The sequence below is a fragment of the Nitrososphaera sp. AFS genome (assembly GCF_009898475.1).
Lineage (GTDB): Archaea > Thermoproteota > Nitrososphaeria > Nitrososphaerales > Nitrososphaeraceae > Nitrosopolaris.
Window position 1 is genome coordinate 1 of sequence record NZ_QURE01000016.1, and the last position, 24,657, is coordinate 24,657.

A 24,657-nucleotide genomic window follows, 5' to 3' on the forward strand; every position below is an offset into this window, starting at 1 on the left:
AATAAAAAGTTTCTTATAAACCAGATAATGTGGTTAGGGTTATCTTTGGGTGTGAGCCTTGCGATTTCACTTATCGTGCCATTTCCTGTATCATTGGTTGTAATTATAGGCATTTTTATTCTTCTCAACTTTTACATGAGAAAGAGAATGATGGGAAGGATGGGTGGTAGCATGTTCGGTTCCGTGCCATCTTCATCAACCTTTGGTGACAATTCGCTAAAGTACTATTGTATGGGCTGCGGAACAAAACATAAAGATGTGGCATGCCCAAAATGTGGATCAAAAATGAAAAGGGTTGGAAGCTAATCTCATCTTGCTTTAAGAATTCATTTTGGTTAATAGCAAGAGACTGGGTATTATTGATTTGTGATGTATTTTGTTGACTTTGCTCTCAAATGGCGGCAAAATCCTGTTAACTGGACAGATGACGCTTGCAGTAATAATCACTTAATGTTTGCGAGAAGCAGCATCTTGTATAAGAAGAATCCATCCTCTAGTACATACGTGTTTAAATTTACTTTAGACTTGCTGACGAAAGTTTTCGATATCTACTTCGATACAATATGATATGAGACGCAACTACTTTATACTTAATAGAATAAGTTCTGTCGATGATGATCGGTTTGCTATATTATTAGTTTTTTTTATTGGTTGTATAGTTCGTCTGCTGCCGGAGTTGTTCGCATATCCTAATCCCATCGGTTATGACGTTGTCAATTATTATATCCCTATCACAACGAATTATGCTAACCACTGGCCTCAGATTTCTTCCGAATTTCCACTTTATGTTTCGATTTTGCATTCAGTACACGTTATAACAGGCATAAACGCATATCTTGTAGTAGTAGGTTTAGCGATTGCTATATTTGGATTTTTTACGGTCTCTATATTTTTGATCGCTAGGAAGATGCTAAAAACTGATATTAAATTTGCGCTCTTTATTACTGTATTTGTCATTTTTCAGATGGCAGTACTGAGGACAACCTGGGATCTTCATCGAGATGTTCTGGCAATTTCTATGATGCTCTGCGTGTTTGTATTGATAAACAAAGGATCTGAAAGAAGAAGGATAAGGGAATTGGATTGGAAGTCTGTTTTCTTAGCAATGGTAATGTGCGCTTTGATTGTTACAACTGCTCGTATAATTGGCTCGCTTTTTGTCATATCTCTTATAATTTATTCTACTATTAATAGGACTAAATTTGCGATATTATGCGCCATAATTGCTTTTAGTTTCTTTGCAACGGAGTTGTACGTTAGTTACTATAATTCGGACGCCAGGATTCTCGGAAGCTTAGCTAGTAACAATTCACAAGTTGATCACTCATCTTACAATCCAAAGAATCTAATGTATCTCTTTATAGTAGTAGATGGTCTGCTTATCCCAACAGGTGTACTGGGATTCAATAAAATGCCTAACAGCACCCTTCTCAAAATTCCGTTATTGACAAGCGGTACAGCATCATTCTCTTGGCTATTCCTTCCATCTGAGGAGTCACTAGTAGCCGACAGATGGATTATCTTGCTGGGTATCTTGCTTTCAATTTTTGCAGCTTATGGGCTTTATGATCTGGGTCTCAAGTTAAAGATAAGGGCGATAAACCAAATTCCCAATTTACCTAATCGTGTGGCACGACGGTTGCCTGTTACTTTAGTTGCTGTCGTTCTAGGTGTATTCATTATGATGGGTATATCTTATGAGATAGTGTCGAATGGACAAAGTCCATATACTTTGTGGTATGGTTTGGCACAAACATACGTAGGTCATTTTGTTCCATCTAGCATGCAATTCAATTCTGTACAAGCAAGCGACACCAATAAGTTGACTTCGGTAGTCGCTTGGATCAATAAAAACACTCCACAGAAGTCTGTTATTCTAGGGGAAAAACATTGGCGAGGTTTTATGGAAATGTATTTGCAGGATCACCGCACTTTTTACTTCTCAGAAAATTTAACCTTGTTGAAGTACAAATTGGTTAGACAACAACCTAATGTCCCATTGTACTTCATTCACTATACAGGTGAGATAGGTAAGAGCGCTAACATCTATACCAATAACCTATTTTCTGTGGACAGAATAAACTGATTTTTACAATTGGAGGTATGTGTTCATAGGTAAGTGTTTATTAGTATGCGAGCTACACTGCAAGGCATCAAGCCCTACTGCATGCGTATGCCGCTATTCAATCACCTGAATACAGCTTTCAATGGGCATGAACCACACCCACAATGTAATCATTAGGTTTGAGCTGTTTCACATCATACGAGTAACTTTTGCTCAGATTCAAATCTATCGAAAGCACGAGCACTTTCGGGTTAATGTGTGGACAGTTTGAAAGGAAGCCGGAATTGAATTACTAGGGTATTTTAGCCTAATGCCATGACCCTAGTTGAAGGTGCAGATGAATTGGCTAGTTCGTAGTATCAAATGAACTTCGATTCCCAGATGTCCACCGATCTAAAATTCAAAATCTGCAAATCCCATTATTTTATATGGTAACAACCTTATTATCCCATTTTTGTAGATATCAAACATCTGCGAAGTTAGCCCAGACTGGTTAAGGTACGAGCTTCCCAAGCTCGGGATCGCGGGTTCAAATCCCGCACTTCGCATTGAAATGAACGTGCGTTATCAGAAATAAAGGAGAGAGGATTTTTCTGTCTTGCATATTTAATTTAGGAGGGCCATTAATTAGGGCGCCATTTATTAACTACATCAAAATCCAACGTTACTTGGCCACGTCTAACTAGGGTCTCATTGTACGAATGCCAATCATCAACCATACCAAAATGATGTCATTAGCAAAGCTAATGCCAATTGGTCAAAGGAGTATAGCCTATAACACAATTAATCGCGTAACAACACATATCAATTGCATAGAATGTGTAAAGTTGCTTTCGATAGTAAAAAGCCTTGTCACAAACAATTGAAATAAGAGTCCCTAAATTCATAAATTGAGCATTTAATAGCCAGATGGCATTTAAACGAATTTCAAAACAAGCTTAATTCAAAAATATTAAAGCATAAATTCAGGATTATGTTCTGTTTTCAAATAATCGGACAAACCAATGCCTAGACACCTGTGGGAGTGACTAGTTCCTCAACCTCGTTATAAATATCTAGGAAACACATTCCTTTATCAGTGGTCTTATAAGTCTGATTTTTTTGTTGATAGATGAGCATACTGCTCTCTTGTAACATTGAAAAGAAATATCGCAGCTCATCGCGCGTTAAAATGCGTTCAAGCATAGTGGGATCTCTTTTGAATTTAAATGACTCAAGAATTATTGCAATTGCATCGATTGAGCTGTACTTCAATTGGTCGAAAACAAGTATATATATAAGACCTCCATTTTTAGAGGTCTATTAATACTAATAGAATTCTAGTGTGACTTGATCTAACCAAAGTTAAGTGCTATATGCTCTTCGATTTGTTTAGTGATAAATAGAAAGCGGAACTTTTTATTTATGCAAGAATTCGTTTATTGAATGCTACCAACATTTTGCTTCTACATTATTTCACTCTTTTCTGACCGGGACAGCCTTAAAATTTAGTGACTTAACATCGACATTATGATCAGTTTCGATGTTATTCCATTCTTACTCCATCTCAGAATTTGTAACCAAACTTGATCTGCTACACGAGTTGTTTGCTCTGACATTTGAGCATAATCGAGCTTAATTAGATAAAGGTATGAGTACTTTAGTTGATGATGAAATTCAAGCAGACATTTGTAAAAATGCCATAACCTATAGATGAACCTCTAACACTTTTCAAATCAGAACGTAGACTTTATTGATTTCAACAATTCTGAAATGGGTTTGATATGCCCATAACCTTCCATCAGCTGATTACATATATCTTGATCTTCGCTTTATTCTCGGGGTCATCTTTTAACAAGACAAGTAAATCTTCCAGTTTCGAAGCTAGCTTTGGCTTATCTTCTTCATCTACATCTTCTCTCACACTTTTAATATCAGAGGAATCAATTTCTGCGTTTGGGTGTGTCAAACCTCGGATTAAGGTATCAATAGATTTGACAATCCCTTCCATTTCCATACTATCATCTATCATCAGCGAATATATAAAGGAAAACTCTTTCGAGGCATTAAAACAGTCATTGTTATCCGCATTTATCTTTCGATAATCACCGATAATATTTAGTATATTATAACGATCCATCCCAGATATTTTAATGAATTAACTAGATTCACGTAAAGTAATCTAAGAAAATGCCAAGATAGCCCACTAATATTATCTACAAGTAATGAGATCCCGGCGTATCTATTAAATTAAAGTATCTCCATTAATGATAAAGGATTGGCATATGGTCAGTTATTGGTATGCAATTGCAATAGCGCTGGTCTTCGGGATACTGATGGTATTTGTCACTCCGATGAATTCTGGCCCAACAATTGCAGGAGCGCTAACTCAAACTAGAACTACTAATGAAACTCTTAATAATGCTCTTAATAATGCCACAACAGCGAGCACAGTCAAAGTAAAGGTGGGAGGGGGAGACAGCAATGTGTCATCAACCCAATACTTTCCTCAAATAGTTGAAATCAAAACTGGAGGTACCATAACTTGGTACAATCCTACGCAGGTTCCTGAAGCCCATACGGTCACATTTCAAATGGGTAGTTTATTTCCCACGCAGCAATTTTTGCCTCTTGAGGTATCAAAATCAGCTCAGCTGACCTCGTTGCCAGCAGACTCGTCTAACGGTGAACCTATTATCATACCCGGGGAAAATCACACAAATTTTCTGATAGCGGCTAATGCTAGAGCGTATAACCCAGTTGTTATTAGTTCGAATGGAAATGTAACATTCCTAAACTGGGATAGCAAATATATTATGCATGGAAATGAGAAATATATCAATTCGGGATGGTTATACCCAGCAGGGGAGACCCCTCAAGGTATACAGGCAGGTAGGACATTCACTATTACTTTCGAGAAGGCCGGGTTGTATGAATATACATGCATTTTCCATCCATGGATGACCGGGAAGGTTATTGTTAAGTAGACAGTAAATAATTGACCGCAGGTCTATAATTCTGCTTTACTTAATCGATAATATGAAACAAAAGTAATTAGGGTTAAGCCGAATAATAGAACGCCAGTCGTCAAATGAATAGCTACTACTAGAGCCTCCAACTTCGTGTAGACGACAAACATTCCCAGGACAACCTGGACTATGACTACGCCGCCAGCTGCAACGGCTTGCGTTCTAATTTGTTCTATTTTCTTGGCTGCATAAATTGCAGTTGAAACAATGGCAAACGTAGTGACTAACGCCATAATTCTGTGAATCTCTTCAAACAAATACTTTTTTGGCGGGAAACTAAACCCATTCGGGCAAAGAGGCCATCCAGGACAAGACATTCCCTGGTGAGAAGCATCAACATAAGTCCCAATTAACATCGTAGTAAAAAGCAAGGCGAGTGATGTAAAGGAAAGGGACAGCATAGTCCTTGAATATGGCATTTACTCAGAGATCTGGCTAAGTAGATAATTATTAATCTTGCATTTCCAAATTGAAATTCATGCTGCCGTTTGATATATCGGAAGTAAACCACCTAGCTACCGTATTATTGAGGTAACTCTTTACTAATCTATTAAGCTAAAATTATATTTAAAATTTCCAACTAATTCTCACTAATTGTTTCTTGTATTTACGAGATTAGTCATTAATTAAATATCACTATCTGTCTTGGCGATATGCGATTCCAAAAGAAGCTCTAGTTTAGCCTTTAGGATCGAGTTAATTTTCTTGCCGTCTGCTTTGCCCCGAAGTTTTGCCATGCACTTTCCCATTAGCGTACCAATAGATCCAAACCCCTTTTCATAGATCGTAGGTAAATTTTCTTTCAAAATGAAGTCAATTGCATTATCTAGCTCTAGATCACTCGCTGTCGTGATACCCAGTACTGATATTGCCTCTTCAACTGATTTGGCCTCCCTTTTCATCAACTTTTCAAATATTAAAGTCACTGACTCTTTAGCTAATACTCCCTGATCAATTCTGCAAAAAATATCGACAATAATATTGTCAGATATTGTGCTTCTATCTAGTCCACGTCTTTCAAGGTTCAGGAGGTCCTCAGTAAGTTTTGAAGCAATGAACGTAGGCCGAATTTTTTTCATAGAGGTAACAATTTCCTCAAACAGGTTGAAATATTCAGAATCGAAAATTTGTTCAGCAAGCTTTCTGTTCAAGCCGTATCTATCCACCAATGAAGATATTATTTGGTCCATTGGTTTAGGCACCTGCCCAGTGAGCTTTGCCAACTGTATTCTGTTGACAGGGATAGAAGGAATATCGGTCTCTGGGTACATCCTGGATGCACCAGGTTTTGGCCTACTATATACTGTTTTACCGTCCAATGTTGCAGCACGTGTTTCGGGAGGGACGCCTGCCATGGCCATCTTGAACCTATGAATTATGGAATCCACTGCAAAATCTACCTTATCTTTAGGACCTCCAACAACTACAAATGCGTCCTCTTCGGAGTTCATTCGCAATTTCTTTATAATTGCTTGAACTTCTTCATCATTGATCCCATATCCCGGTAATTCATCAGAATGAAAGACGCCACTTAGGCCGTAAAACCTAACCATTTCACTAATTTGCTTTCCAAGACGTATACCTGGATATGGTTCATAGCCGATCATTCCTTTAAAGCCCTCAACCTTGATGGCCTTGAAAATTGCATTCATGCCTTCAAGTACCTTTGATACCACATTTGAAGTAGATTTCGCCATAATACCGGTTATATCTTCAATACTTTCACCAAAATAGTATGGATCAGTCTTTCGAGATTTTATCATTTGGGCAATCCTGAGTAAACCATGTTGTCTTATCATTTCATATCGAATGACCTTTACCAAATCTTCCAACCGTTGAATGCCCTTTACTTCAACAACCGAGCCACCTTCTATCGATACATTAACGTCTTGTCTAATGCTCCCAAGCCCCCGTGCTACTCTCTTGCTTGCTCGCAAAAGCCTGCCAAGTGAAAGAGCTATCGTGACTATTTCCTCGGGCGTACATGTTACAGGTTTTAGTGCTATCTCAATTAGAGCCACTCCCAATCTATCCAGACCATATTCCCTAACCATTCCGTTGTCTGAAATTAATTTAGCTGCATCTTCTTCAAGGCATATGCTCTGAACGCCTACTCTTCTTTCATTAACGTCAAGATATCCGTCAGTTGCAATCAAAATAGTCCGCTGAAATCCTGACGTATTCGAACCGTCAATCACGATCTTACGCATAGTATGCAGCTCATCGCATATAATCGAATTTAGGGCCAATGAAATTATTAGCGCGGTTTCCAGCGAAAATTCATCTACTTCGTGTGGGGGTTCTTCATCCGCTTCTACTAAGCAACTAGATGTATCTGACGAATAATATTTTATCGTACGCATTTTTCCAAACTCAAATACCACTGCAGGATCATATGTGCCCATTTCGCTCTGGGTGGGTCGCATCTTTCGAAAGAACGAGATACTGTTCTTTCCACTATCTTTCGGTTTACAATCGCAAAATAGTTTGCTCTTGGATGCCAGCTGTTGATGAATTTCAATTCCTACAGTTAGCTTAATATCTGTCAAATCTACGGACAAACTTTTCATCCGGATTTGTCCGGAACATATTTTTAAGTCTACCGTTGCAGGGGTATAGACATGGACACTTCGTTTGCAAGGTTTTGCTTCATCAATTTCACGGCCGTTTTGGTATTATCACTGTTTGCAAGGGCCCACATCGCTTTTACTGTAGCAGTCTCGGGCAGCATATCTGACAACGGTATTACACCAATATCCAGTAGATCCCTGCCAGTTTCATAAACCGTCATTCTAGTTCTTCCCCAAATACATTGAGACGTCATGAAAACAAGGATTCCAGATTCAACCGCTCTTCGAATAGCCGGAAGAGATTCTCTGCCAACATGTCCTAAGCCAGTCCCTTCAAGGACAATTGCCCTATAACCCATGGCAACCGCATAATCTATCAGCGCAGGGTCAAATGCTGGATAGTATTTTAATAATAACACTCTCTTGTCAAAGTCCGGTTTAAAGACGATGTTTTCATTTTCATCGCGTTTTTTTAAGCTCAGTCTGGATGCTTGGATATTCATTTCTAGAATTTCGCCTCTCACAATCATAATAGGCGGAAAGTCTATAGATTCGAAAGCGTCGCGTCTGCTTGTGTGGTTCTTTCTTACTCTAGTGCCCAGATGGCATGCAATCGCATCATCTGATGGGTCGGCATGCATACAAACAAAAACTCCACTTATAGACGCTTTTAGGGCAAATACCACGGCGCCTAATAAATTTAAAGCTGCATCCGATGATGGTCTATCTGAAGACCGCTGAGCTCCTACTAAAATTACTGGAATAGGCAAATTTTGGAGAGCAAAACTCAGTGCTGCAGATGTATAGTGCATCGTATCTGTCCCATGAGAAACAATAATTCCCTTGTACTGTTTAGAAGATACTTTATCATTTATGCGATGCGCAATTGCGGTCCAGTCGCTGGGTTTTAAATTTTCGCTTGCTTCATTTAGGAACGCCTCGGGCTCTATCAAGGCGTAGTTTTTAAGTTCTGGCACTGAATTATAAATATCTGATGCAGACAAGGCTGCACTAACACCCCCTGTGCGATAATCAATCTTACTTGCAATTGTGCCCCCTGTTCCCAGTAAAGCTATCTTAAAATCAGAGTTTCGCGTATTGTTGTACTGCTTTAAGGAATTGATATTTATCCGATCATCAGATTGCTCATAGCCTTCATTATGAGAAGCATGTTTTTCTGCTCTTTTAATTGCTCTGATTTTAGATGTTCTTATTCCCACGTTGTAGCCATTCTCTAATTTTATGACAATATGATTGTTATCAGATGATTCGTATCTGGGCATCAATAAGCCATTAAACTCCTTCTCGTCAGTCTTTACACTGACAGTATCGCCCACCACTATGTCATGTTCGCGAAGTAATTTCTGACTCTTCTCTTTATATCCAGGTAATTCGTCTTTGGTTGCGGAGGACAATTTTAACCAATCTGGGTCATCTTACCTAGCTTAATAATAAGAATCAATCTAGAAGAAAGTAACATGCAACTATAAAGAGGCGGCTTTTAATACGAGGGTTCAATGATCGCTATACTTCTAGCTTCCAGAATATTCAACACTGCTTTCTTAAGTTCGGACTTTGTTATTAGACCGAAATCCCACGCATCAATAAATCTTTTGTACTCTTGTTCTAGTTTTTTTGCTGTCTCTTGAAATTCAGCCATTTTTATCGCATTATCGGGAGCTTTGTAACCTTTAGCGATCATTATGGGACACCTCTTATCGCCTTCGAGCGGTATGTACCAAGCATCTTTTGCGAATTCGTATCCTCCTGTGGTTAATGTGTTATACATCCGCATAAGTTCTTCGTTGGAGAGTTTTTCAAGATCATTTAACCATACTTCGCTTTCTGACTCTAATGAGACATTCCCGCCAAGAGCCTCCTTTTCAATATGAGTGTTTCCGTGCACCAAGTGTGATATATTAATAAACAAACAGCTAAAAATACATTTTCTTTAGGATAAATCCTTCGAATGACAGCTGGGAAATTATCCTGCTTAGCAACTTCTGAAGGTTCCTAGTCAATGACTTGACTTTGAATATCTCCGAATTGCCTTTACTCTTATAGTACCTCCAATATCCTCTATGACTCTTGCTGTTTGGAATGGGACAAGGTTATTCCACACTTTATCTAGTGCCATTCTGCATCTAATTTCCGTCCCTGACAGTTCTTTTCGTTTATATAGGATTGTTTGAATGACCTTAATGCCTCTTTCTTTATAAAGCGCACGAGTAAAGAAATCATTTGAAAATACTGTCTGATAGGAAGGGACCATCATATCAAGCTGATATGTCCAAAGATAATGGGTATTGACATCATGAACTGGGATGATTAATATTCGCTTGGAGTCGATCTCGGCATCTGCGTCTAAGGAACCTTTGATCATTTGGATTCGCTCCCCGGCAGTAAATGGATTTCTCGTTTCATGGCTTATTTGTGCGCTACCAATTACGATAACGAGCTCATCTACCTTTTCCAAAGCATACTTGACAGTTACCAGATGTCCTAAATGGAATGGTTGAAACCTGCCAACGAATATTCCGCGAGAAATCATCTGTTTAACTTCATGTAATTCTCCAAGCAAGGATTTAAATAATTTTAATAAAACTAAAGAATAATAACAAAAATCTGGGCTGGATTACTCTGACCGATTATCAAAGCTTAATAACTGACCTTCTGCTAGTCTGTGCCTTAGTACTGACAAGACAGAATTTTTATCTTTCATAATATAGTTTAATGGCGAATCATGTTAACAATTGATGGTAGCTACGGTGAAGGAGGAGGACAAATACTGCGTAGTGCCATTTCTTTATCGGCGATTACTGGTAAAGCTCTAGAAGTTATCAATATTAGGGCTAATCGCCAAAGGCCTGGCCTAAGACCACAACATATGCACGCAACTAGGGCCCTATCTGAGATATTCAAAGCAAGGGTAGATAATCTAAAAGTGGGTGCTGAATGGATTAGATTTACTCCCGTACGAGACCACTATGAAGGAGGAGAATTGAAGATAGATACTGGAACTGCCGGTAGTATCCCTATGATACTGCTAACTATTATCCCAGCCGTAGCATTGTCGAGAAAGGGTCTGAGCGTTCAAATTATCGGTGGCACAGATGTAAAAATGAGTCCTACTATGGATTATCTGCGATTCATAGTCTCTAAAGCCTATAGAAATCTTGGCATTAATTTCACGTTAGAAGTCTATAGAAGAGGATATTATCCTAAAGGTGGCGGAATAGTTCGCGCGGAAATCAAACCTTGCAATAATCTGAATACCTTGGATCTGTTGAATCACAGATATATAGAGCCTAAAATTGCTAGCGTATGCTGTCAACTACCCAAACACGTTGCAGAAAGACAAGTTTCTTCGGCCCTATTGAGGTTAGAGAAAAAAGGAGTTCATTGTAGGGAGTATTCTTCTTCACTCGAGGCTTCGTTATCTGCAGGATCTTCGATAATTGTGTATTCTGAATCTGACTTTGGCCCATATTTAGGAGGAGATTCCATTGGTGCCAAAAACGTACCGGCAGAGCAAGTGGGTGTGGAAGCGGCTAATGGATTTTCTGAAAACTATGACGCCAAAGTTCCAATTGATCGCTTTCTTGCTGATATGCTTGTAATACCATTAAGTTTAGCGAATGGAAGATCACGTTATAGAATAGCGGTCGCCACAGAACACCTTAGAACAAATCTTCATGTTGTGAGCCAAATTGTCGGATGTACGTATCGGATTATGCCTGAAAATAAAAGCTATGTAGTTTTAGTTGAAGGTCATCATCGAAGGGACAATGAGCCCCATTAGTAGCAAATAATTAGTATTAGTTAATTATTAGTCAATTGATTAGTAAACTAGTCAGAACAGAATGGGCAGACATAAAGAGGCTGTATGTATAGTCAGTGGAGGCCTTGATTCAATTTGTGCCATGGCCTATTTGATTGAAACTGAGGGTTATCGTGTGCATATGATTACCTTTGGATACGGCCAGCGAGCCAAACGTGAAATTCGAGCAGCTAAGAAGTTCGCGAAAAACTTGAGAATACAAGACCATAAAGTCGTTGACATTTCCTTTTTGAAGGCTATTTATGGAAAAACGAATGCTTTGACAAACACTTATCTGAGTCTACCCAAACATTTCGATTATACCATTGTTGTGCCGTTAAGAAATGCAGTATTCATAACTATAGCAGGGGCCTGGGCCATGAGTATTGGCGCGGAGCTTGTCGCTTACGGTGCTCATATTGGTGATGAACGATATCCAGACTGTCGGCCTGAATTCGTGAAATCAATCACAAATGCCCTCAATTTAGGAGAATCTGATGGCATAGAATCTGGTCTTAGAAAAAATATAAAGATATGGTGTCCAGCAATTGATGGGATAGAGAAGTCTGATTTGCTGAAAATTGGCTACAGAATTTTAGGCAACCAAATTTTCCAAACATGGAGCTGCTATACAAATGGTATTGTGGAAAAGAGTAAGGATCCGCTACACTGTGGCAAATGCGAATCGTGTATAAATAGGAAGGAGGCAATTAGCAAAGCAGGTTTAGAGGACAAAACACATTATGCTAATTAAGCAAGATACTATTCAACTAAGCGAGATATTTACTAGTATCGAGGGCGAAGGGGTTTTTGTTGGCACGAAAACTTTGTTCGTGAGAATGGCCGGTTGCCATCTCAAATGTAGATGGTGTGATACCAACTATGCCTTGCCTATGCTTAGTGGCAACAGGTATTCAGTTGATTACGCGAAGCAGCTAATCGCAGAACATTTGCAGCCCTTTACTTACAAGGTTAACTTTACTGGAGGGGAACCATTAGTTCAATACGAAGGGGTAATTGAACTGGCCAAATTTGTCAGAGATCGGGGCCTCCGGACATACCTAGAATCTGCATGCTATGACTCTGCCAGATTTGCAAAGCTAGTTCCATATATTGATATTTGCAAAGTGGAGTTCAAAATGAGCGATTCTGAGGTGGTTGGTATTAACCGTTATGACGATCTACTACAAAATGAAATCATGTGCCTGAAAACTTCGGTTGATGCGAGAAAAATTTCATACATTAAGGTTGTAGTAACTAAATCGACTAATAGTGGTGAATTTGCTGGTCTTGTGGATAATATTTTCCGTGAGATAGAACCGTCGGATATCTGTGGATTCATAATACAGCCAAGCTCTGGCTTGGACGAACCATCTATATATGACTTAATGAGGTTTTACGACATAGTTTATCCCTTCTACACAGAGGTAAGAATTATACCTCAGTCGCATAAACAGATAGGAGCACGATAAAAAAAAGATGCAACTAGATGAAAATATGAGCATAGAAAAAGCCGATATACTCGATAAGAAAAAAATCGAAATTTTGTTAAGACAATTACTGATAGCGATTGGGGAAGATCCTGATAGGGAAGGCCTAATTGGGACCCCAACACGTATGGCAGAGATGTTCGAAGAAATATTTGCTGGTTATAATATAAATTCAGAGCTAGATGTAAGTTTCACTGAGGCAGCAGATGCAATTATTGCAAAAGACATCCAATTTTATAGCATGTGTGAGCATCATATGCTGCCTTTCTTCGGAAAGATCCATATAGCGTATGTTCCTGCGGGTAAAGTGTTCGGAATATCCAAACTGGTGCGTCTAGTAGAAAAATACGCGCGCAGAATGCAAATTCAGGAAAGACTTACAAAAGAAATTGCAGATGAGATTATGAGAAAAGGAGTGAAAGGTGTTCTCGTTATAGCTGAAGGTGAACATCTTTGTATGAAAATGCGTGGAGTAAGAAATGGAAGCGTAATCTTAACCGAGGCGTGTCGTGGGGTAGTCGAAAGGAAAGAGATTCGTGATCATGTTCTTGAACTTATTTATGCGCCTAAAAAAGAATTGCAAGCAATACCCACTTCGAAACCTGTGCGATACTAGTTTAAGCCAGTTTAAGCCTTGATTTGGTCATATAATAAGGCTTATAATAAAGTAGTTATAGGTAAAGGGAATGGCCAATACGATTTTTAGGGTACAATCACACAAATTTAGTCAAGACAATATTCAAACTACACTAGTTTGCTCGAAATGTGATGAAATATTTTCGAAAGAATTCCCCCTGGATCTTGAAGGTCAAACAATCGAATTCAAGTGTCCTGTATGTGGCGCACCGGGCGAAGCTGATCTGCCGTATAAAAGCGCCGAGGAAAGAGAGGAGCTGGAAGAGGATTTCGAAGAGGTAGAGGAAGAAGAGGGGGAAGAGGAGTTTGAGGATGACTACTAGAAGTCGTACCACATTGTCAATACTTAGGCTCTCTATTTTCCTTTGATCCTAGCTTTCCTAGTTGTGCCAACAATGCTGCAAGCTGAATTTCAGGATGAGCCCCAACTGATAGTCTATAGTCGTATTCTGCCATGATAGCTGCAAATTGGTCAGGATAATCAAGCTTCATAGTGTACGCTTCTTGATTGGCGTACTTGAGAAAATCTGTCTCTGACAGGCCATAAACATTGATTAGCTCTAACAACTTAACCCTCGCATCAGTGAACCTGCCAGATAGAGCTAGTTTGATGATTTCTCCAACTTTTGATTTGCCCGAAAGTCCTCTAGCCGCGATCACGTTGGACATGGTTACTGACCCCATCCCTGCAGCCGCTTGGAGTATATTGATAGAATGACGTAAATCTCCTGTTGTAGCATCATAAATTTGTGAAAGTGCCTTATCCTCAAATCTAACATTTTCAAGTTGGCAAATTGTTTTTAAATACCCTACAAGTTCTTCTCTTGCCAGCTGCACGAAACGAAACACTACGCACCTGCTCTGCAGAGGTGCAATTATTTGAGAAAGATAATTGCAAATAATAATAAAGCGTGTTGTCTTTGAGCTATCTTCGATAATCCTTCTTAATGCCGTCTGTGCTTCGGAAGTCATTTCGTCCGCTTCATCTAGGATAATTATTCTAAATGATTTTTCCTTGTCTTCTGTAACTAGTTTCATCACAGCAGCAAACTCCTTAACCCTCTCCCTGACCATCTTAATGCCTCTTTCATCTGAAGCATTCAACTCTAGGGTATCCCTCCGCCATTGCTCTCCCAACAGCTGCCTAGCGATACACACTGCAACCGTAGTCTTTCCAACGCCGGGCGGCCCTGCAAATAATAAGTGGGGTAGTTCTGATGGGATATTAACAAGCTTATGTAAAGCTCTGACAATGTCGGTTTGATTTATGACTTCATTCAAGGTCGACGGACGATATTTCTCCACCCACATCAAGTTTGAGAGATTTTTCTCCTTTTTTGACAATGTGCGATCAGGGTATCTCCTAGTTTGATATCATAATAACCTAACTAAATTAACCATTCGAGGTTTCACTAAAAACTTAACAAAAGCTATCTGAACAAAAGATATAACGTGATATAGTATACTAATTTATTAGATTGATTAATGACCCATTAGATAGAGAAATCAAAATCAATCAAGGATCATCTCATTTACAATATTTGATAGAACCAGTTAGGGTGTCGTATAAGCGAGATGTTAACTTATCGGTGGCTGGAATTAATATCGACGCAAAGGAAGGGGATATGTCGTCCGTTCCCAGATGGCTTGCAAGAATATTGGAAAAAGAAGGTTCAATAGAAATTCCTAATAACCATATCTCCGCATACATCTCTAGAGCGCTCAATCGAGAAAGAATAGCTAAACCTCACGACTTATCAGGTATAGATCCTGATTTCTACATAAGGGTTAATGACTATCTAGAAAGTTTAGGTGATAGAGAGAGAGAGAATTTAATAGTTTCAATGAATTCATTCGTTGCATCGCGTCTCGAAAAGATTGTAAAACTGGCAGCTGCGTCACCACTATCAATAGAGTTGAGAGAAAAACTCTCATCCGAAGAACATCAACTCTATATTTTGGTTCACAATTCTTCCTCGGCTTTTAAGCATAGGGTGCTCAGATTTGCCTGAACAACAGACGTTAGCTGCTTTATCGAACAGCATGGAGGAATTTTTACGCGCCTATAAAGATAAGGATGGAAAATACAAGTACTTTGAGAGCATTAACCACATGATGGCACTTAACTCAACTTCTCTAGATATTGACTATATTGATTTTGACACATTCAAGCCAGATCTTGCGAAGCAAATCACCCATAATCCTGACGAAATGTTGGAGGCGTTCAACAATGCTGTGCTATCAATTCTTACAGAGATTCACCCAGATTATGCAAAGGAAGTCCAAGACAAGATCAAGACAAGAATAGGAAACTATACAGTACAGAAGGGCTTGAGGGATATAAACGCGGAAGTAATTGATAAGTTAATTGGGGTATCTGGAATGGTTGTCCGATCGTCAGAAGTCAAACCACTTGCAAAGAAGATCGGGTATCGTTGCCTGAATTGCGATGCAATTACAGAGTCTCAGATGAAGGGATTGGTACTAAAAAGAGCATCAAGGTGCGGAAACTGCTCTGAAAAGGAGCTGGAAATGGATCCTGAAAATAGCGTATTTAATGATTTTCAAATGGTAAGGCTTCAAGAATTACCCGAGGATCTACCAGCCGGTCAGCTTCCTCATTACGTAGAAGTGACTGTGATGGGCGACCTTGTTGATCAATGTCGTCCGGGGGACAGGATTATGCTAACAGGAATAGTTAGAATAGAGCAGGAGCAAGTTTCACCCCAAATAAAGACTGCGCTCTTTCGATTACGAATGGAAGGTAATAATATTGAGTATTTGGGAGGACGGGCTGGTTCCAAGGAGATGCGAACAATAGAAAGAATAGCAATAAGCGCTGATGATGAGAGGCAAATTCTGTCTATCGCAAACAAGTCTGACGCTTATGACAAACTTATAGCATCATTTGCTCCGCACGTATACGGACATGAGGTTATCAAGGAGGCAATTTTGCTTCTAATAGTAGGATCAGTGACAAAGAAGCTGGAAGATGGATCTACTCGCAGAGGAGATCTAAATGTCTTTTTAATTGGTGATCCAGGTACTGCGAAATCAGAAATGCTTAAATTCGCTGCTAAAATTGCCCCAAGGGGGCTCTACACCTCTGGACGAGGAACAACTGCAGCAGGTCTCACAGCCGCAGTGATTCGGGATAAGTCTGGAATTATGATGTTAGAAGCCGGGGCTGTTGTATTGGGAGACCAGGGCTTGGTCTGTATCGATGAGTTCGACAAGATCAAACCAGAGGATCGTTCTGCCTTGCACGAAGTAATGGAGCAACAGACCTGCTCTGTTGCAAAAGGGGGGATTGTTGCTACTCTAAATGCACGAACTTCCATTTTGTCTGCTGCCAACCCACTTTATGGTAAATATGATCCCTACAAAAATATAACAGAAAATGTAAATCTGCCAGTGCCGCTCTTAACACGGTTTGACATTATTTACGTTGTGAGAGATAATCCAGAAAAGGAAAAGGATAGTAGAGTAGCAAGTCATATTTTAGAACTTCATCGTGAATCTGGACGTTCAGCTCAGCCCGCGATTGATATAGATCTCTTCAGTAAATACCTAGCCTTCTCAAAACAGATCGAACCACGGTTGACAGGCGACGCTATCGACATAATTAAGAATTATTATATGAAAATGAGAAATGTTGACTCCGAAGGCATGATAACCGTTACACCTAGACAACTTGAAGGTCTTATTCGACTTTCAACAGCAAGGGCAAGACTACTGCTAAAGGATAAGGTGGACGCCGAAGATGCGGAGCGTGCGATTTATCTCGTGCAAAGAATGCTAGAGACTGCTGGTGTAGATGTAAACACGGGAAGAATCGATCTCGGTGTACTACATGGTAAGCCGCAAAGCGAGGTTTCGAAGTTGAAGGTGTTCATGGAGGTATTTAATTCCTTATCCGGGCAAGATAAAAACGACGTAGAAGAAAGAAATTTTATTGATGAGCTCATCAAGACAGGCAAGTTTACGGATGAAGATGCACGTGCATATCTTAGAAAAGCCACCCAGAACGGACAAATTTATGAAAGGAAGACTGGATATTACGCCAAGGCTTAGGAAGGTCGGCACTTTTGATTTGCCTTAAATTTGCAGAACATCTTGGTTTTTTCCATTGAGATATTATTCTAATCGGAATTTTACCTTATAATTTGTCTCTCCTATAACTCTGGCGAAATAATATTTCCTCTTTATGGACTAGCTAAAACGAAATGAAATAAATTATGTTATTTTAGAATTGGACTCATGGAATGTGCTGTATACGATACTTATGTCCAAAAAAGTGATGGCAAAACTATGCATTTTGATGTCGTAGTGAACTCAGATACGCCACATGAGAAGGCAATTGAATATGGCAAACAATACCTCGCAAGTATTGGTCAAGGAGGACAAAAAATGACCCAGGAAGAATGTCAATTTTGCCATATTCAAAGTGCCCCACCAGCCGTTGAGAAAGATATCATCGCCAGGGGATATTATATACAGAAAATGGAAGGATGCCCATCATAATGAGATTATAACAGTTTTTTTTTAACTGGATTAGCGTCCACGCCCGACCAATGCTACGTATTTATATAAATTCAATGATGCTGACCTTGGGTTTAAGCATGGCCTAACACATCCTAAATTGACGGTTCGGCTTTTAACAGGATTGTGATGAAGGCTAGCCCTACAATAATGTATAAAAATATAGTTACAAGCAGAAACTTGGATTTAATACTTAAAAGATTCACGGGTATTCAGCAATATAAATGAGATTGCCCATTCTTGATAACATTATATAATATAGTATTAATGATTATTTGTGGGCATAAATAAACAAAAAAACCGTACTCCAAAGATCATGGTTATTGACGATGAAAGGGATATTCTACGTATATTGAAACGTGATTTAGAGTCTAATAGCCTTGATACGAAATTCAGTGTAGACGCATATTCTGACAGTGAATCGGCTCTAAAAGCCTTTGCTAATCGACGGGATGACTATTACGATCTCGTGCTCACAGATATTCGAATGTCAAAAATGACAGGATTCGAACTATATCATCGCTTAAAGAAAAGAAACCTATCAATCAAAATAGTATTTTTCACTGCATTTGAAATTGATAAACTAGAATATGCTCAAATACTTCCAGACGCTCATTTCATCCATAAACCCTTAAGTATATCCAATCTCATCCGCAAGCTTAATTTGATTTTATCCCTCAACTAATAGACTCAAACATCAAGGGCATTTACCTCGTGATTTTGAAAAATATAAAAGAACTAGTGGAGTCGGTCAGTTAGTCAGTCAATAGCCAATTTAGAAGCCCTTCTATTAGTAACAAGAATTGATTACAATTGCACTGTGACTGTAGACAGAAGGCTAAGTATATTTTTAGACTTCCTAGCTCCCACTTAAGTGGTAGCAATGACGCTCTTCCATAGCGATTATTGTAAATCGTAGCATCCTATTTGGTACTAAGGAAAATTTTCTTACCAATAAAACATTGGTGGATAAAAATGCTTTGTGAAAAGCATCTAATCACGAACACCTAGTGCAGGCAAAACGGAAATAAATCTCCCAGAGATTTATTCTAATACTCGTACCTATTCTTTTTACTTTGTTGTCTTTAAAATCTAAAATAGTGTAGACTGCTTAAAGGAGAAACCGGGGGTAGGAGAACAATGAACCACGTAATAACAAACTATCCCTAGCATCCTAAATTTAAGCAGAATCTACACCAACATTATTAATGTAAATACTAGAATAAATAGGATCACTAACTCCAGTGTATTTTGACAAACAAATTTGTGGGTACTAATTATCGAGTGGCAACGTCCGCATTTTATTGGAATCTTCTTAATAAAAAATGACATGTCAATTTTTTTGCAGACTTAACCAGTATGATCGCAAACCGAAAGCGCCGTTTCACCCGAAATTGGGATTATCTTTGGGCTTCGAATTCCTTGGCCTAATATTGTATGTCATGATTCAGGCCAAGATAATCCAAAGACTTTCAGTCTTCCTGTATATTGACGCTAACTCTCACATGCTTTGAGAGCATTGGAGGCGCGCAATGGATCCTGCTCTCTAATACTTAAAGTAGTCGTGGCTGAGCCCACGCGTTCCATTTCTTTTGGAAATTATTCTCCCATTTTAGAGAGAGATTGAGCCTCCATATACCCTATACTCAAATGGCACCAAGATTATAATGGGCCGGTCGTTTGTGAATTGTTATCAACACAAAATTAGGGCACAGAGAGCTTCGTCATGATGTCAGTGCCTAATGGATTGTGAATACAAACAAACAGGTCTGGCCTGCATTTGTATAGTAGAAAGCTAGGGCCAGACTGCAACGCGTGACTCTCGGCAAAGACAGATACATGACAATAACAAATAGGTATTGCGTAAAAATTAGGCTTTTGTTCCTCGACTACGCAATAATGTTTGACTGACTTTGTCTACTGTACTTCACTCATAATCGAATCACCTTAAAGATTACGAGCAACACCAGCGCGGCGATAATGCCAAGTACGACAACCATATACAAAACGTAAGATAGATGTACCTTCTTCTTCATGCATTACCATCTGACGTTTATCCATCCATGGTACTTAAATCAATGGTCACGACTGACTAACTAATGATGCTTCTCTCGCCACAGTCGCCTTGCAAAATAGACGATAATGCCAAGGACGATAATAGCGGCACTAATGACAAGCAGCGTGACTGGTATAGGTGGTGATGGTACTGTTGGTGTCATATTTTATCAAATCAAATCTTATCCTGTATGCTATCTAACGCAGCTACACAACAAAATTTAGCTTCGGCGTTTATCCTGTATATCATTTAGAAACGCGATTTTTCGCTTATCCTGATTTACCGTATTTGAATATTGAAATTATATAGGGTGTGCTGATCTGGGGTTTCGACGCCGTACCACTAGGGCCCCTACAACAAACACCACAATCGCAATAAAGACCATCAGTGGAATTTGAACAGACAATCTAGATGTGCTCTATCTCTTTAATGTCTTGGCTTAGTGTTTTCACTCAACAATACCAGCCTGTTTCAAAATACCTAAGGCTGAATCGAGCTTTTTTGCTTGTGTTATGACGCCTTTGTCATACAACAGATGCATGTGCATACCATTCTCATCACTACCTGGATGCTCAAACAAGATTACTTTGACCAGTTCGGCTAGGTCTGGGGTTGACATCTGTTTGCCCTTTTGTAGTGCTGCAAGCATATGTTGTTTCCTCTCTGGGTCTGAATCAAGATAGCCCTTGTCTAGATAAAATTGCACACCTTCAGGGGTTAATCTCATTATCTCATTATCGCCCTCCTCATACATGGCCTATCTCTGAATAATATTTATAATTATAGGCCACTAATCCAGCCCTAAGATTTTCTTTCGCACTGTCCCTAACAATGTAACCGGTCTCTCGAAAAAATGTCTTTTTTGCCGACCCTGGCGTGCGTGCGTGCGAACACGACATGAGCGTGGATGAGCACGGAGGGTTCGACCACTATCTATAGCTGGGATGATATCTAATACAACACATATGAGTTATGTCCGCAATTACGGGCTGGGCCTCGAACGTATAGTGAATTGTATTCTCAAAATCTGCTGCAGAACTTAAACAAACAAAGACTGGCCGCTGGATGTTACGGTGTGACTCTTGTGGTGATTGATTTTTGCCAATGGCCCTCTCTCCCAAAACTGTCTACTCAACCAGACGTTTCATCTCCTCTATTGTGGGGGCTCTATCGTTGGCAGCCTTTGGTCCACTTGGCAGGCAACGTGATATTTTCTTCCAATTTATGATTTGGTTATCAGTGTTCATCTCCAGGAATAGTTTAGTTGCCTTGTAGTAGTTGTTAATCGTGGAGTAGGATATTTCGCCTTTCCTGGCCCTTTCCTTTTGGAAGGCTATAAACTGCATAAGGGAATTCTGGGCCCACAGCGGGTTTTGCTTGGCTTTCGATAGGAATTCCTTTGCCTGTTGTTCTAGCGTTCCTTCCAGTTTGAGATAGCCCAAGAATATCTTTGGCCGCCTCGGGTACTGCCTCTTTGTTTCTGGTGCTCTCAGGGCATAAAGGAATACGACATCGGATCTTCTATCTGCTCTCCAATGGTCTTTGTTGAAGCAGACGTGGGAGTTACTGACAAAATCCTTCTTTATCTCACCTCAATATGGCATAGGGCCGTAATTGAGCATCGTTATCAAAATGGGCCGGGTCGGAAGCATCGTTATCAAAATGGGCCGGGTCGGAACCACTACAGATCTGTAGCCATTTTGGGATTCTATTAGTGACCGTAAAAAATGTCTAAAGTGTCTAAAACCAAATGCATTACAATTATTTTAAATATTTCGGTTATGGGTTCTGTTAATTCAACGGGTCCTATGAGAAGGTGTTAACCTACGGGTCCTAGCAGATTTTACGGGTTTCTTCTGAGTGAGCTTTGATTCTATCGAACCTAATCTCTTATTCGCCTCTAGGAAACCCTTGTACATTTGTTCGGACATCAGAGCCAATTGATATCCATTCCAATCAATATTAGGTCCATCATATTCCTCAGGTGTCGTAACCTTGTATGATGGTTGCGCGGTTTTCTTCACTCGTATATCGTTATTGCTAATCTCTTGATGAAATGATGTTATCATGCTAGAATTTCCACTCACTAATACCTGTACCCTATTTTTGTCAGGCATGTTGCTGACCGCCGATTTTAGACCGCGTTCAGCGGCACTCCCCATTATCGCGGGACGGAAACCGACACCAAAAATATCTGCGGGTTTTCCTTCGATGAAGAATATCATGTCAACCATTACATCTACGCCTCAATTTTCGCGGTTCTTGATTTAAGCTCCAATGTGCCACGTCTAGTGCTGTTCGCTTCTAATTCAATCCCTTCTCTCCAGCCTAGCCGATTCACTTCATTATCAGGTAAGACCACAACCCACTTAGAATATTCTTTATCGCCTACCCTACGATTGAATCTCTTCTGTAATTTCACTGCCTTCAGCCCCATTGTTCCAGCTTATGTCGCGTTTAATTTAAACACACCCATTAACAAGAGATTCTTTTGCGAAATAATTATTTGAAAAAATCAGAAATAGCGCGCTGTTTTAAATTTTGAATGGTGCCGCTATCTCTTTGGTCTTTCTCCTCTTGTTCCATTTCTACTTCCTTCCATTTGGCTTCTGACAATCCCAACATATTCCTGAAAATGTTTGCGGTTCCTGGGCCGAACCCGGCATAATGATTATTTGCTGCAATGATTGCCTGTTTTACGCGTCCATCCTCTCGGACATTCTTGATGTTATGGGCCCACTTCTGCATCTCAACAATCCTGTCGATTTGTATTCGACCAAAATCTTTTTCTTGAATACTCCTATCTCCTATGAACCTCAAGTATAGAAAATCAGTAGTGACAACAGGTGGGGTCTGTAATTCAGCGAGCTGGCTCCAAACCAAACAGATATCGTTATTTGCAAAAAAGCTGTAAGATAGATCCTGAAACCATGATGGATGTCTTACCTCTATTGCATATCTAAATCGAGTGTCTAATTTATGTACTAATTCTCTCAGACGTTCCAGACCTGTATGTATCTGTATGTAAGGAGGCAATTGTATTAAAAGTGCCAGCGTCTTATTCTCAAGCGGCTCCATTGCATCAAAGAACCGCTCTAATTCGTCATCTACGTCCTTCAATCTCTTGTCATGTGTTATTGCTTTAGGAAATTTCGCAGTAAATTTGAAATTGTTAGGTGTTTTCTTGGCCCAATTCATGACCATCTGTTTGTTTGGTGTCTTATAGAAAGAAGAATCAATTTCTACATAATCGAACACATGAGAATAATAATTTAACCAGCGAAAATTCTCGGTATTTTGAGAATAGAATGGGCCCTCCCAAGATGTATAGCTCCATCCTGAGCAACCCACATAATATTGCAACGCTTTATACACTTGATATATAACATGCACTTATTTGAAATATTGGACGCATTCGACCATAAGATTTGTCTACTTTGGGCAAGGATATAATAAAAATACATTATTTTACGTAGCTGGGGCTACAATGGAAAGCCCCCTACTACAATTTAATACGACATTATCTTTATTATCTGCGCCGATGCTTACAGGAAATTGTCTCATTTGTCTTCTAAGGAAATTTGGTGTTTTGGTTGTAATTCACTGCAGCTTGAGTGTCTTCACAAAGAATGTCCGCAGCATTGCGATATGTGTGACAGGATTAAGGAAATAAGATTGAAAGCGTCTGGAAATAATCAAATGGTATCGTCGTGAGCAAAACACGCCTTCTATGTTCTCTCTGTATCTCTATCATTCAATCTCTCTTCATTGAGCTGTTGCCACCATTTCTTGTACTTCTTTGGCGCGTCCCCGTAGACCGTTCTATTGAAACCAAAAATTGAGAGAACCGTTTCACCCGCTTCCAAAAGCATGTCACGGTATTTTTCTTTATCGTACTCGAATTCACCATTCTCCTCTACGAACGCCTTAGGCGCTACTCTAAAGAGAGGATTATGATGATGTGTATTTGTAAAGATGTATTCGACGCCTTCTCCAGCATTCATTCCCATTCCCCTCTTTGCTAGAAGAATAGCAGCCGAGACATGTGGAAATAATGATTTGTATTTGTCTATATTTTGTCCCAATACTTTTGTGACCACCAGGTCTTGAAATTTAATTTCACCGGTCATTACTTTGTCAATGGTCTGTGTAACAAGCAACAGAGCATTTTCATATCCTTTGGAGAATACCTCGGCTGAATCAATGCAATCAAACAGAGTGTAAAGCAATTCTGTCTGAAATTGTTTTATGAAATTTGGTACATCATGCCTTCTTATTTCGGTTCCTCTTGCAATGATTTCGTCCGAGTGGGTAATTCCAAAATAATGCTTTAATGCTTCCATCCTTTCGCTCGCTTCCAGCGGAAGCAAAACAAGAAATTTGTAATGTTGTTCAATGGAAATTGGAAGGTCTGTTTCCTTTGCAAGAATATTCTTAACATTCTCATACTCTTCAATTGGTGCGCCATCT

At 39.5% G+C, this 24,657-nt stretch carries 27 protein-coding genes and 1 tRNA gene; 14 read left to right on the forward strand and 14 right to left on the reverse strand.

All coding sequences use genetic code 11. The features are described 5' to 3' along the window. The 3 genes from DYY65_RS03540 to DYY65_RS03550 form a co-directional block, all read left to right on the forward strand. Positions 1-306, forward strand: a 306-nt coding sequence (locus DYY65_RS03540; RefSeq protein WP_162476610.1) for a hypothetical protein, incomplete at its 5' end; no start/stop codon positions are given. A gap of 262 nt (positions 307-568) precedes the next feature. After that, positions 569-2,086, forward strand: a complete 1,518-nt coding sequence (locus tag DYY65_RS03545; protein WP_162476611.1) for a hypothetical protein — start codon at positions 569-571, stop codon at positions 2,084-2,086. A 452-nt stretch (positions 2,087-2,538) separates the two neighbouring features. Then, positions 2,539-2,613: transfer RNA gene (locus DYY65_RS03550), tRNA-Gly, on the forward strand. A gap of 460 nt (positions 2,614-3,073) precedes the next feature. Here DYY65_RS03550 and DYY65_RS03555 read toward each other — a convergent pair. After that, the gene (locus DYY65_RS03555) at positions 3,074-3,319 is read right to left on the reverse strand and encodes a winged helix-turn-helix domain-containing protein (RefSeq protein ID WP_162476612.1); all 246 of its coding nucleotides are present in this window, start codon (positions 3,317-3,319) and stop codon (positions 3,074-3,076) included. Positions 3,320-3,845: 526 nt separating this feature from the next. Further along, positions 3,846-4,184, reverse strand: coding sequence for a hypothetical protein (locus tag DYY65_RS03560; protein ID WP_162476613.1), 339 nt, complete (start codon positions 4,182-4,184; stop codon positions 3,846-3,848). Positions 4,185-4,329: 145 nt separating this feature from the next. On the opposite strand from DYY65_RS03560, the gene DYY65_RS03565 reads away from it, so the two are divergent. Further along, a complete protein-coding gene (locus DYY65_RS03565; RefSeq protein WP_162476614.1) occupies positions 4,330-5,031 on the forward strand; it encodes a cupredoxin domain-containing protein in 702 nt (233 codons plus the stop codon). A gap of 23 nt (positions 5,032-5,054) precedes the next feature. On the opposite strand, the gene DYY65_RS03570 is transcribed toward DYY65_RS03565, so the two are convergent. From DYY65_RS03570 to DYY65_RS03590, 5 genes are all read right to left on the reverse strand, one after another. Further along, the gene (locus DYY65_RS03570) at positions 5,055-5,492 is read right to left on the reverse strand and encodes a COX15/CtaA family protein (RefSeq protein WP_236561640.1); all 438 of its coding nucleotides are present in this window, start codon (positions 5,490-5,492) and stop codon (positions 5,055-5,057) included. 207 nt (positions 5,493-5,699) lie between these two features. After that, the gene (gatE, locus tag DYY65_RS03575; RefSeq protein WP_162476616.1) at positions 5,700-7,643 is read right to left on the reverse strand and encodes a Glu-tRNA(Gln) amidotransferase subunit GatE; all 1,944 of its coding nucleotides are present in this window, start codon (positions 7,641-7,643) and stop codon (positions 5,700-5,702) included. Between the two features lie 29 nt (positions 7,644-7,672). Further along, entirely contained in the window at positions 7,673-9,058 is a 1,386-nt protein-coding gene (gatD, locus tag DYY65_RS03580; RefSeq protein ID WP_162476617.1) for a Glu-tRNA(Gln) amidotransferase subunit GatD, read from the reverse strand. An 86-nt stretch (positions 9,059-9,144) separates the two neighbouring features. After that, positions 9,145-9,552, reverse strand: coding sequence for a hypothetical protein (locus DYY65_RS03585; protein WP_162476618.1), 408 nt, complete (start codon positions 9,550-9,552; stop codon positions 9,145-9,147). A gap of 108 nt (positions 9,553-9,660) precedes the next feature. Beyond that, positions 9,661-10,194, reverse strand: a complete 534-nt coding sequence (locus DYY65_RS03590; RefSeq protein WP_162476619.1) for a nicotinamide-nucleotide adenylyltransferase — start codon at positions 10,192-10,194, stop codon at positions 9,661-9,663. A 192-nt stretch (positions 10,195-10,386) separates the two neighbouring features. Here DYY65_RS03590 and rtcA point away from each other — a divergent pair, with 192 nt between their 5' ends. From rtcA to DYY65_RS03615, 5 genes are all read left to right on the forward strand, one after another. Further along, a complete protein-coding gene (rtcA, locus tag DYY65_RS03595) occupies positions 10,387-11,445 on the forward strand; it encodes an RNA 3'-terminal phosphate cyclase (RefSeq protein ID WP_162476620.1) in 1,059 nt (352 codons plus the stop codon). Positions 11,446-11,506: 61 nt separating this feature from the next. Beyond that, positions 11,507-12,217 carry a 7-cyano-7-deazaguanine synthase gene (locus DYY65_RS03600; RefSeq protein WP_162476621.1) on the forward strand — a complete coding sequence of 237 codons (711 nt, stop codon included), beginning with the start codon at positions 11,507-11,509 and terminating at the stop codon, positions 12,215-12,217. Further along, the gene (locus DYY65_RS03605) at positions 12,207-12,935 is read left to right on the forward strand and encodes a 7-carboxy-7-deazaguanine synthase QueE (RefSeq protein ID WP_162476622.1); all 729 of its coding nucleotides are present in this window, start codon (positions 12,207-12,209) and stop codon (positions 12,933-12,935) included. Before DYY65_RS03600 ends, DYY65_RS03605 begins: the two co-directional genes overlap by 11 nt. 7 nt (positions 12,936-12,942) lie before the next feature. Next, complete coding sequence (folE, locus tag DYY65_RS03610) at positions 12,943-13,569, forward strand: GTP cyclohydrolase I FolE (protein ID WP_236561641.1); 627 nt, start codon at positions 12,943-12,945, stop codon at positions 13,567-13,569. Positions 13,570-13,639: 70 nt separating this feature from the next. Then, positions 13,640-13,912 (forward strand): hypothetical protein, encoded by a 273-nt coding sequence (locus tag DYY65_RS03615; RefSeq protein ID WP_162476623.1) that lies wholly within the window; start codon positions 13,640-13,642, stop codon positions 13,910-13,912. A 16-nt stretch (positions 13,913-13,928) separates the two neighbouring features. Here DYY65_RS03615 and DYY65_RS03620 read toward each other — a convergent pair whose 3' ends face one another. Further along, on the reverse strand, positions 13,929-14,933 hold the full coding sequence (locus DYY65_RS03620; protein ID WP_201449305.1) for a replication factor C small subunit: 1,005 nt from the start codon (positions 14,931-14,933) through the stop codon (positions 13,929-13,931). A 134-nt stretch (positions 14,934-15,067) separates the two neighbouring features. Here DYY65_RS03620 and DYY65_RS03625 point away from each other — a divergent pair, with 134 nt between their 5' ends. The 5 genes from DYY65_RS03625 to DYY65_RS03645 all read left to right on the forward strand — a co-directional run bounded on the left by DYY65_RS03625 (position 15,068) and on the right by DYY65_RS03645 (position 20,411). After that, positions 15,068-15,601, forward strand: coding sequence for a hypothetical protein (locus tag DYY65_RS03625; RefSeq protein WP_162476624.1), 534 nt, complete (start codon positions 15,068-15,070; stop codon positions 15,599-15,601). Between the two features lie 31 nt (positions 15,602-15,632). Continuing rightward, entirely contained in the window at positions 15,633-17,663 is a 2,031-nt protein-coding gene (locus DYY65_RS03630; RefSeq protein WP_162476636.1) for a minichromosome maintenance protein MCM, read from the forward strand. Positions 17,664-17,849: 186 nt separating this feature from the next. Beyond that, entirely contained in the window at positions 17,850-18,113 is a 264-nt protein-coding gene (locus DYY65_RS03635; protein WP_162476625.1) for a DUF2024 family protein, read from the forward strand. Positions 18,114-18,447: 334 nt separating this feature from the next. Then, a complete protein-coding gene (locus DYY65_RS03640; RefSeq protein WP_162476626.1) occupies positions 18,448-18,816 on the forward strand; it encodes a response regulator in 369 nt (122 codons plus the stop codon). 1,457 nt (positions 18,817-20,273) lie between these two features. Next, positions 20,274-20,411, forward strand: a complete 138-nt coding sequence (locus DYY65_RS03645; RefSeq protein ID WP_162476627.1) for a hypothetical protein — start codon at positions 20,274-20,276, stop codon at positions 20,409-20,411. Positions 20,412-20,635: 224 nt separating this feature from the next. Here DYY65_RS03645 and DYY65_RS03650 read toward each other — a convergent pair whose 3' ends face one another. From DYY65_RS03650 to DYY65_RS03675, 6 genes are all read right to left on the reverse strand, one after another. Next, complete coding sequence (locus DYY65_RS03650) at positions 20,636-20,941, reverse strand: hypothetical protein (protein WP_236561643.1); 306 nt, start codon at positions 20,939-20,941, stop codon at positions 20,636-20,638. A 373-nt stretch (positions 20,942-21,314) separates the two neighbouring features. Continuing rightward, the gene (locus DYY65_RS03655; protein ID WP_162476629.1) at positions 21,315-21,629 is read right to left on the reverse strand and encodes a hypothetical protein; all 315 of its coding nucleotides are present in this window, start codon (positions 21,627-21,629) and stop codon (positions 21,315-21,317) included. A 354-nt stretch (positions 21,630-21,983) separates the two neighbouring features. Next, a complete protein-coding gene (locus tag DYY65_RS03660; protein ID WP_162476630.1) occupies positions 21,984-22,421 on the reverse strand; it encodes an acylphosphatase in 438 nt (145 codons plus the stop codon). Positions 22,422-22,426: 5 nt separating this feature from the next. Beyond that, positions 22,427-22,609, reverse strand: coding sequence for a hypothetical protein (locus tag DYY65_RS03665; RefSeq protein WP_162476631.1), 183 nt, complete (start codon positions 22,607-22,609; stop codon positions 22,427-22,429). 80 nt (positions 22,610-22,689) lie between these two features. Beyond that, positions 22,690-23,562 (reverse strand): DUF72 domain-containing protein, encoded by an 873-nt coding sequence (locus DYY65_RS03670; protein WP_201449306.1) that lies wholly within the window; start codon positions 23,560-23,562, stop codon positions 22,690-22,692. Between the two features lie 353 nt (positions 23,563-23,915). After that, positions 23,916-24,657 (reverse strand): DNA polymerase domain-containing protein (locus DYY65_RS03675; protein WP_162476633.1); only part of this gene is annotated, 742 nt, incomplete at its 5' end.

Coding starts and splice junctions, on each gene's coding strand:
- DYY65_RS03545 (WP_162476611.1), top strand. CDS start 569: ATGAGACGCAACTACTTTATACTTAATAGAATAAGTTCTGTCGATGAT.
- DYY65_RS03560 (WP_162476613.1), bottom strand. CDS start 4,184: ATGGATCGTTATAATATACTAAATATTATCGGTGATTATCGAAAGATA.
- DYY65_RS03565 (WP_162476614.1), top strand. CDS start 4,330: ATGGTCAGTTATTGGTATGCAATTGCAATAGCGCTGGTCTTCGGGATA.
- DYY65_RS03570 (WP_236561640.1), bottom strand. CDS start 5,492: ATGCCATATTCAAGGACTATGCTGTCCCTTTCCTTTACATCACTCGCC.
- gatE (WP_162476616.1), bottom strand. CDS start 7,643: ATGAAAAGTTTGTCCGTAGATTTGACAGATATTAAGCTAACTGTAGGA.
- DYY65_RS03590 (WP_162476619.1), bottom strand. CDS start 10,194: ATGATTTCTCGCGGAATATTCGTTGGCAGGTTTCAACCATTCCATTTA.
- rtcA (WP_162476620.1), top strand. CDS start 10,387: ATGTTAACAATTGATGGTAGCTACGGTGAAGGAGGAGGACAAATACTG.
- DYY65_RS03600 (WP_162476621.1), top strand. CDS start 11,507: ATGGGCAGACATAAAGAGGCTGTATGTATAGTCAGTGGAGGCCTTGAT.
- DYY65_RS03605 (WP_162476622.1), top strand. CDS start 12,207: ATGCTAATTAAGCAAGATACTATTCAACTAAGCGAGATATTTACTAGT.
- folE (WP_236561641.1), top strand. CDS start 12,943: ATGCAACTAGATGAAAATATGAGCATAGAAAAAGCCGATATACTCGAT.
- DYY65_RS03615 (WP_162476623.1), top strand. CDS start 13,640: ATGGCCAATACGATTTTTAGGGTACAATCACACAAATTTAGTCAAGAC.
- DYY65_RS03630 (WP_162476636.1), top strand. CDS start 15,633: ATGGAGGAATTTTTACGCGCCTATAAAGATAAGGATGGAAAATACAAG.
- DYY65_RS03635 (WP_162476625.1), top strand. CDS start 17,850: ATGGAATGTGCTGTATACGATACTTATGTCCAAAAAAGTGATGGCAAA.
- DYY65_RS03640 (WP_162476626.1), top strand. CDS start 18,448: ATGGTTATTGACGATGAAAGGGATATTCTACGTATATTGAAACGTGAT.
- DYY65_RS03645 (WP_162476627.1), top strand. CDS start 20,274: ATGCCAAGGACGATAATAGCGGCACTAATGACAAGCAGCGTGACTGGT.
- DYY65_RS03650 (WP_236561643.1), bottom strand. CDS start 20,941: ATGTATGAGGAGGGCGATAATGAGATAATGAGATTAACCCCTGAAGGT.
- DYY65_RS03660 (WP_162476630.1), bottom strand. CDS start 22,421: ATGGTTGACATGATATTCTTCATCGAAGGAAAACCCGCAGATATTTTT.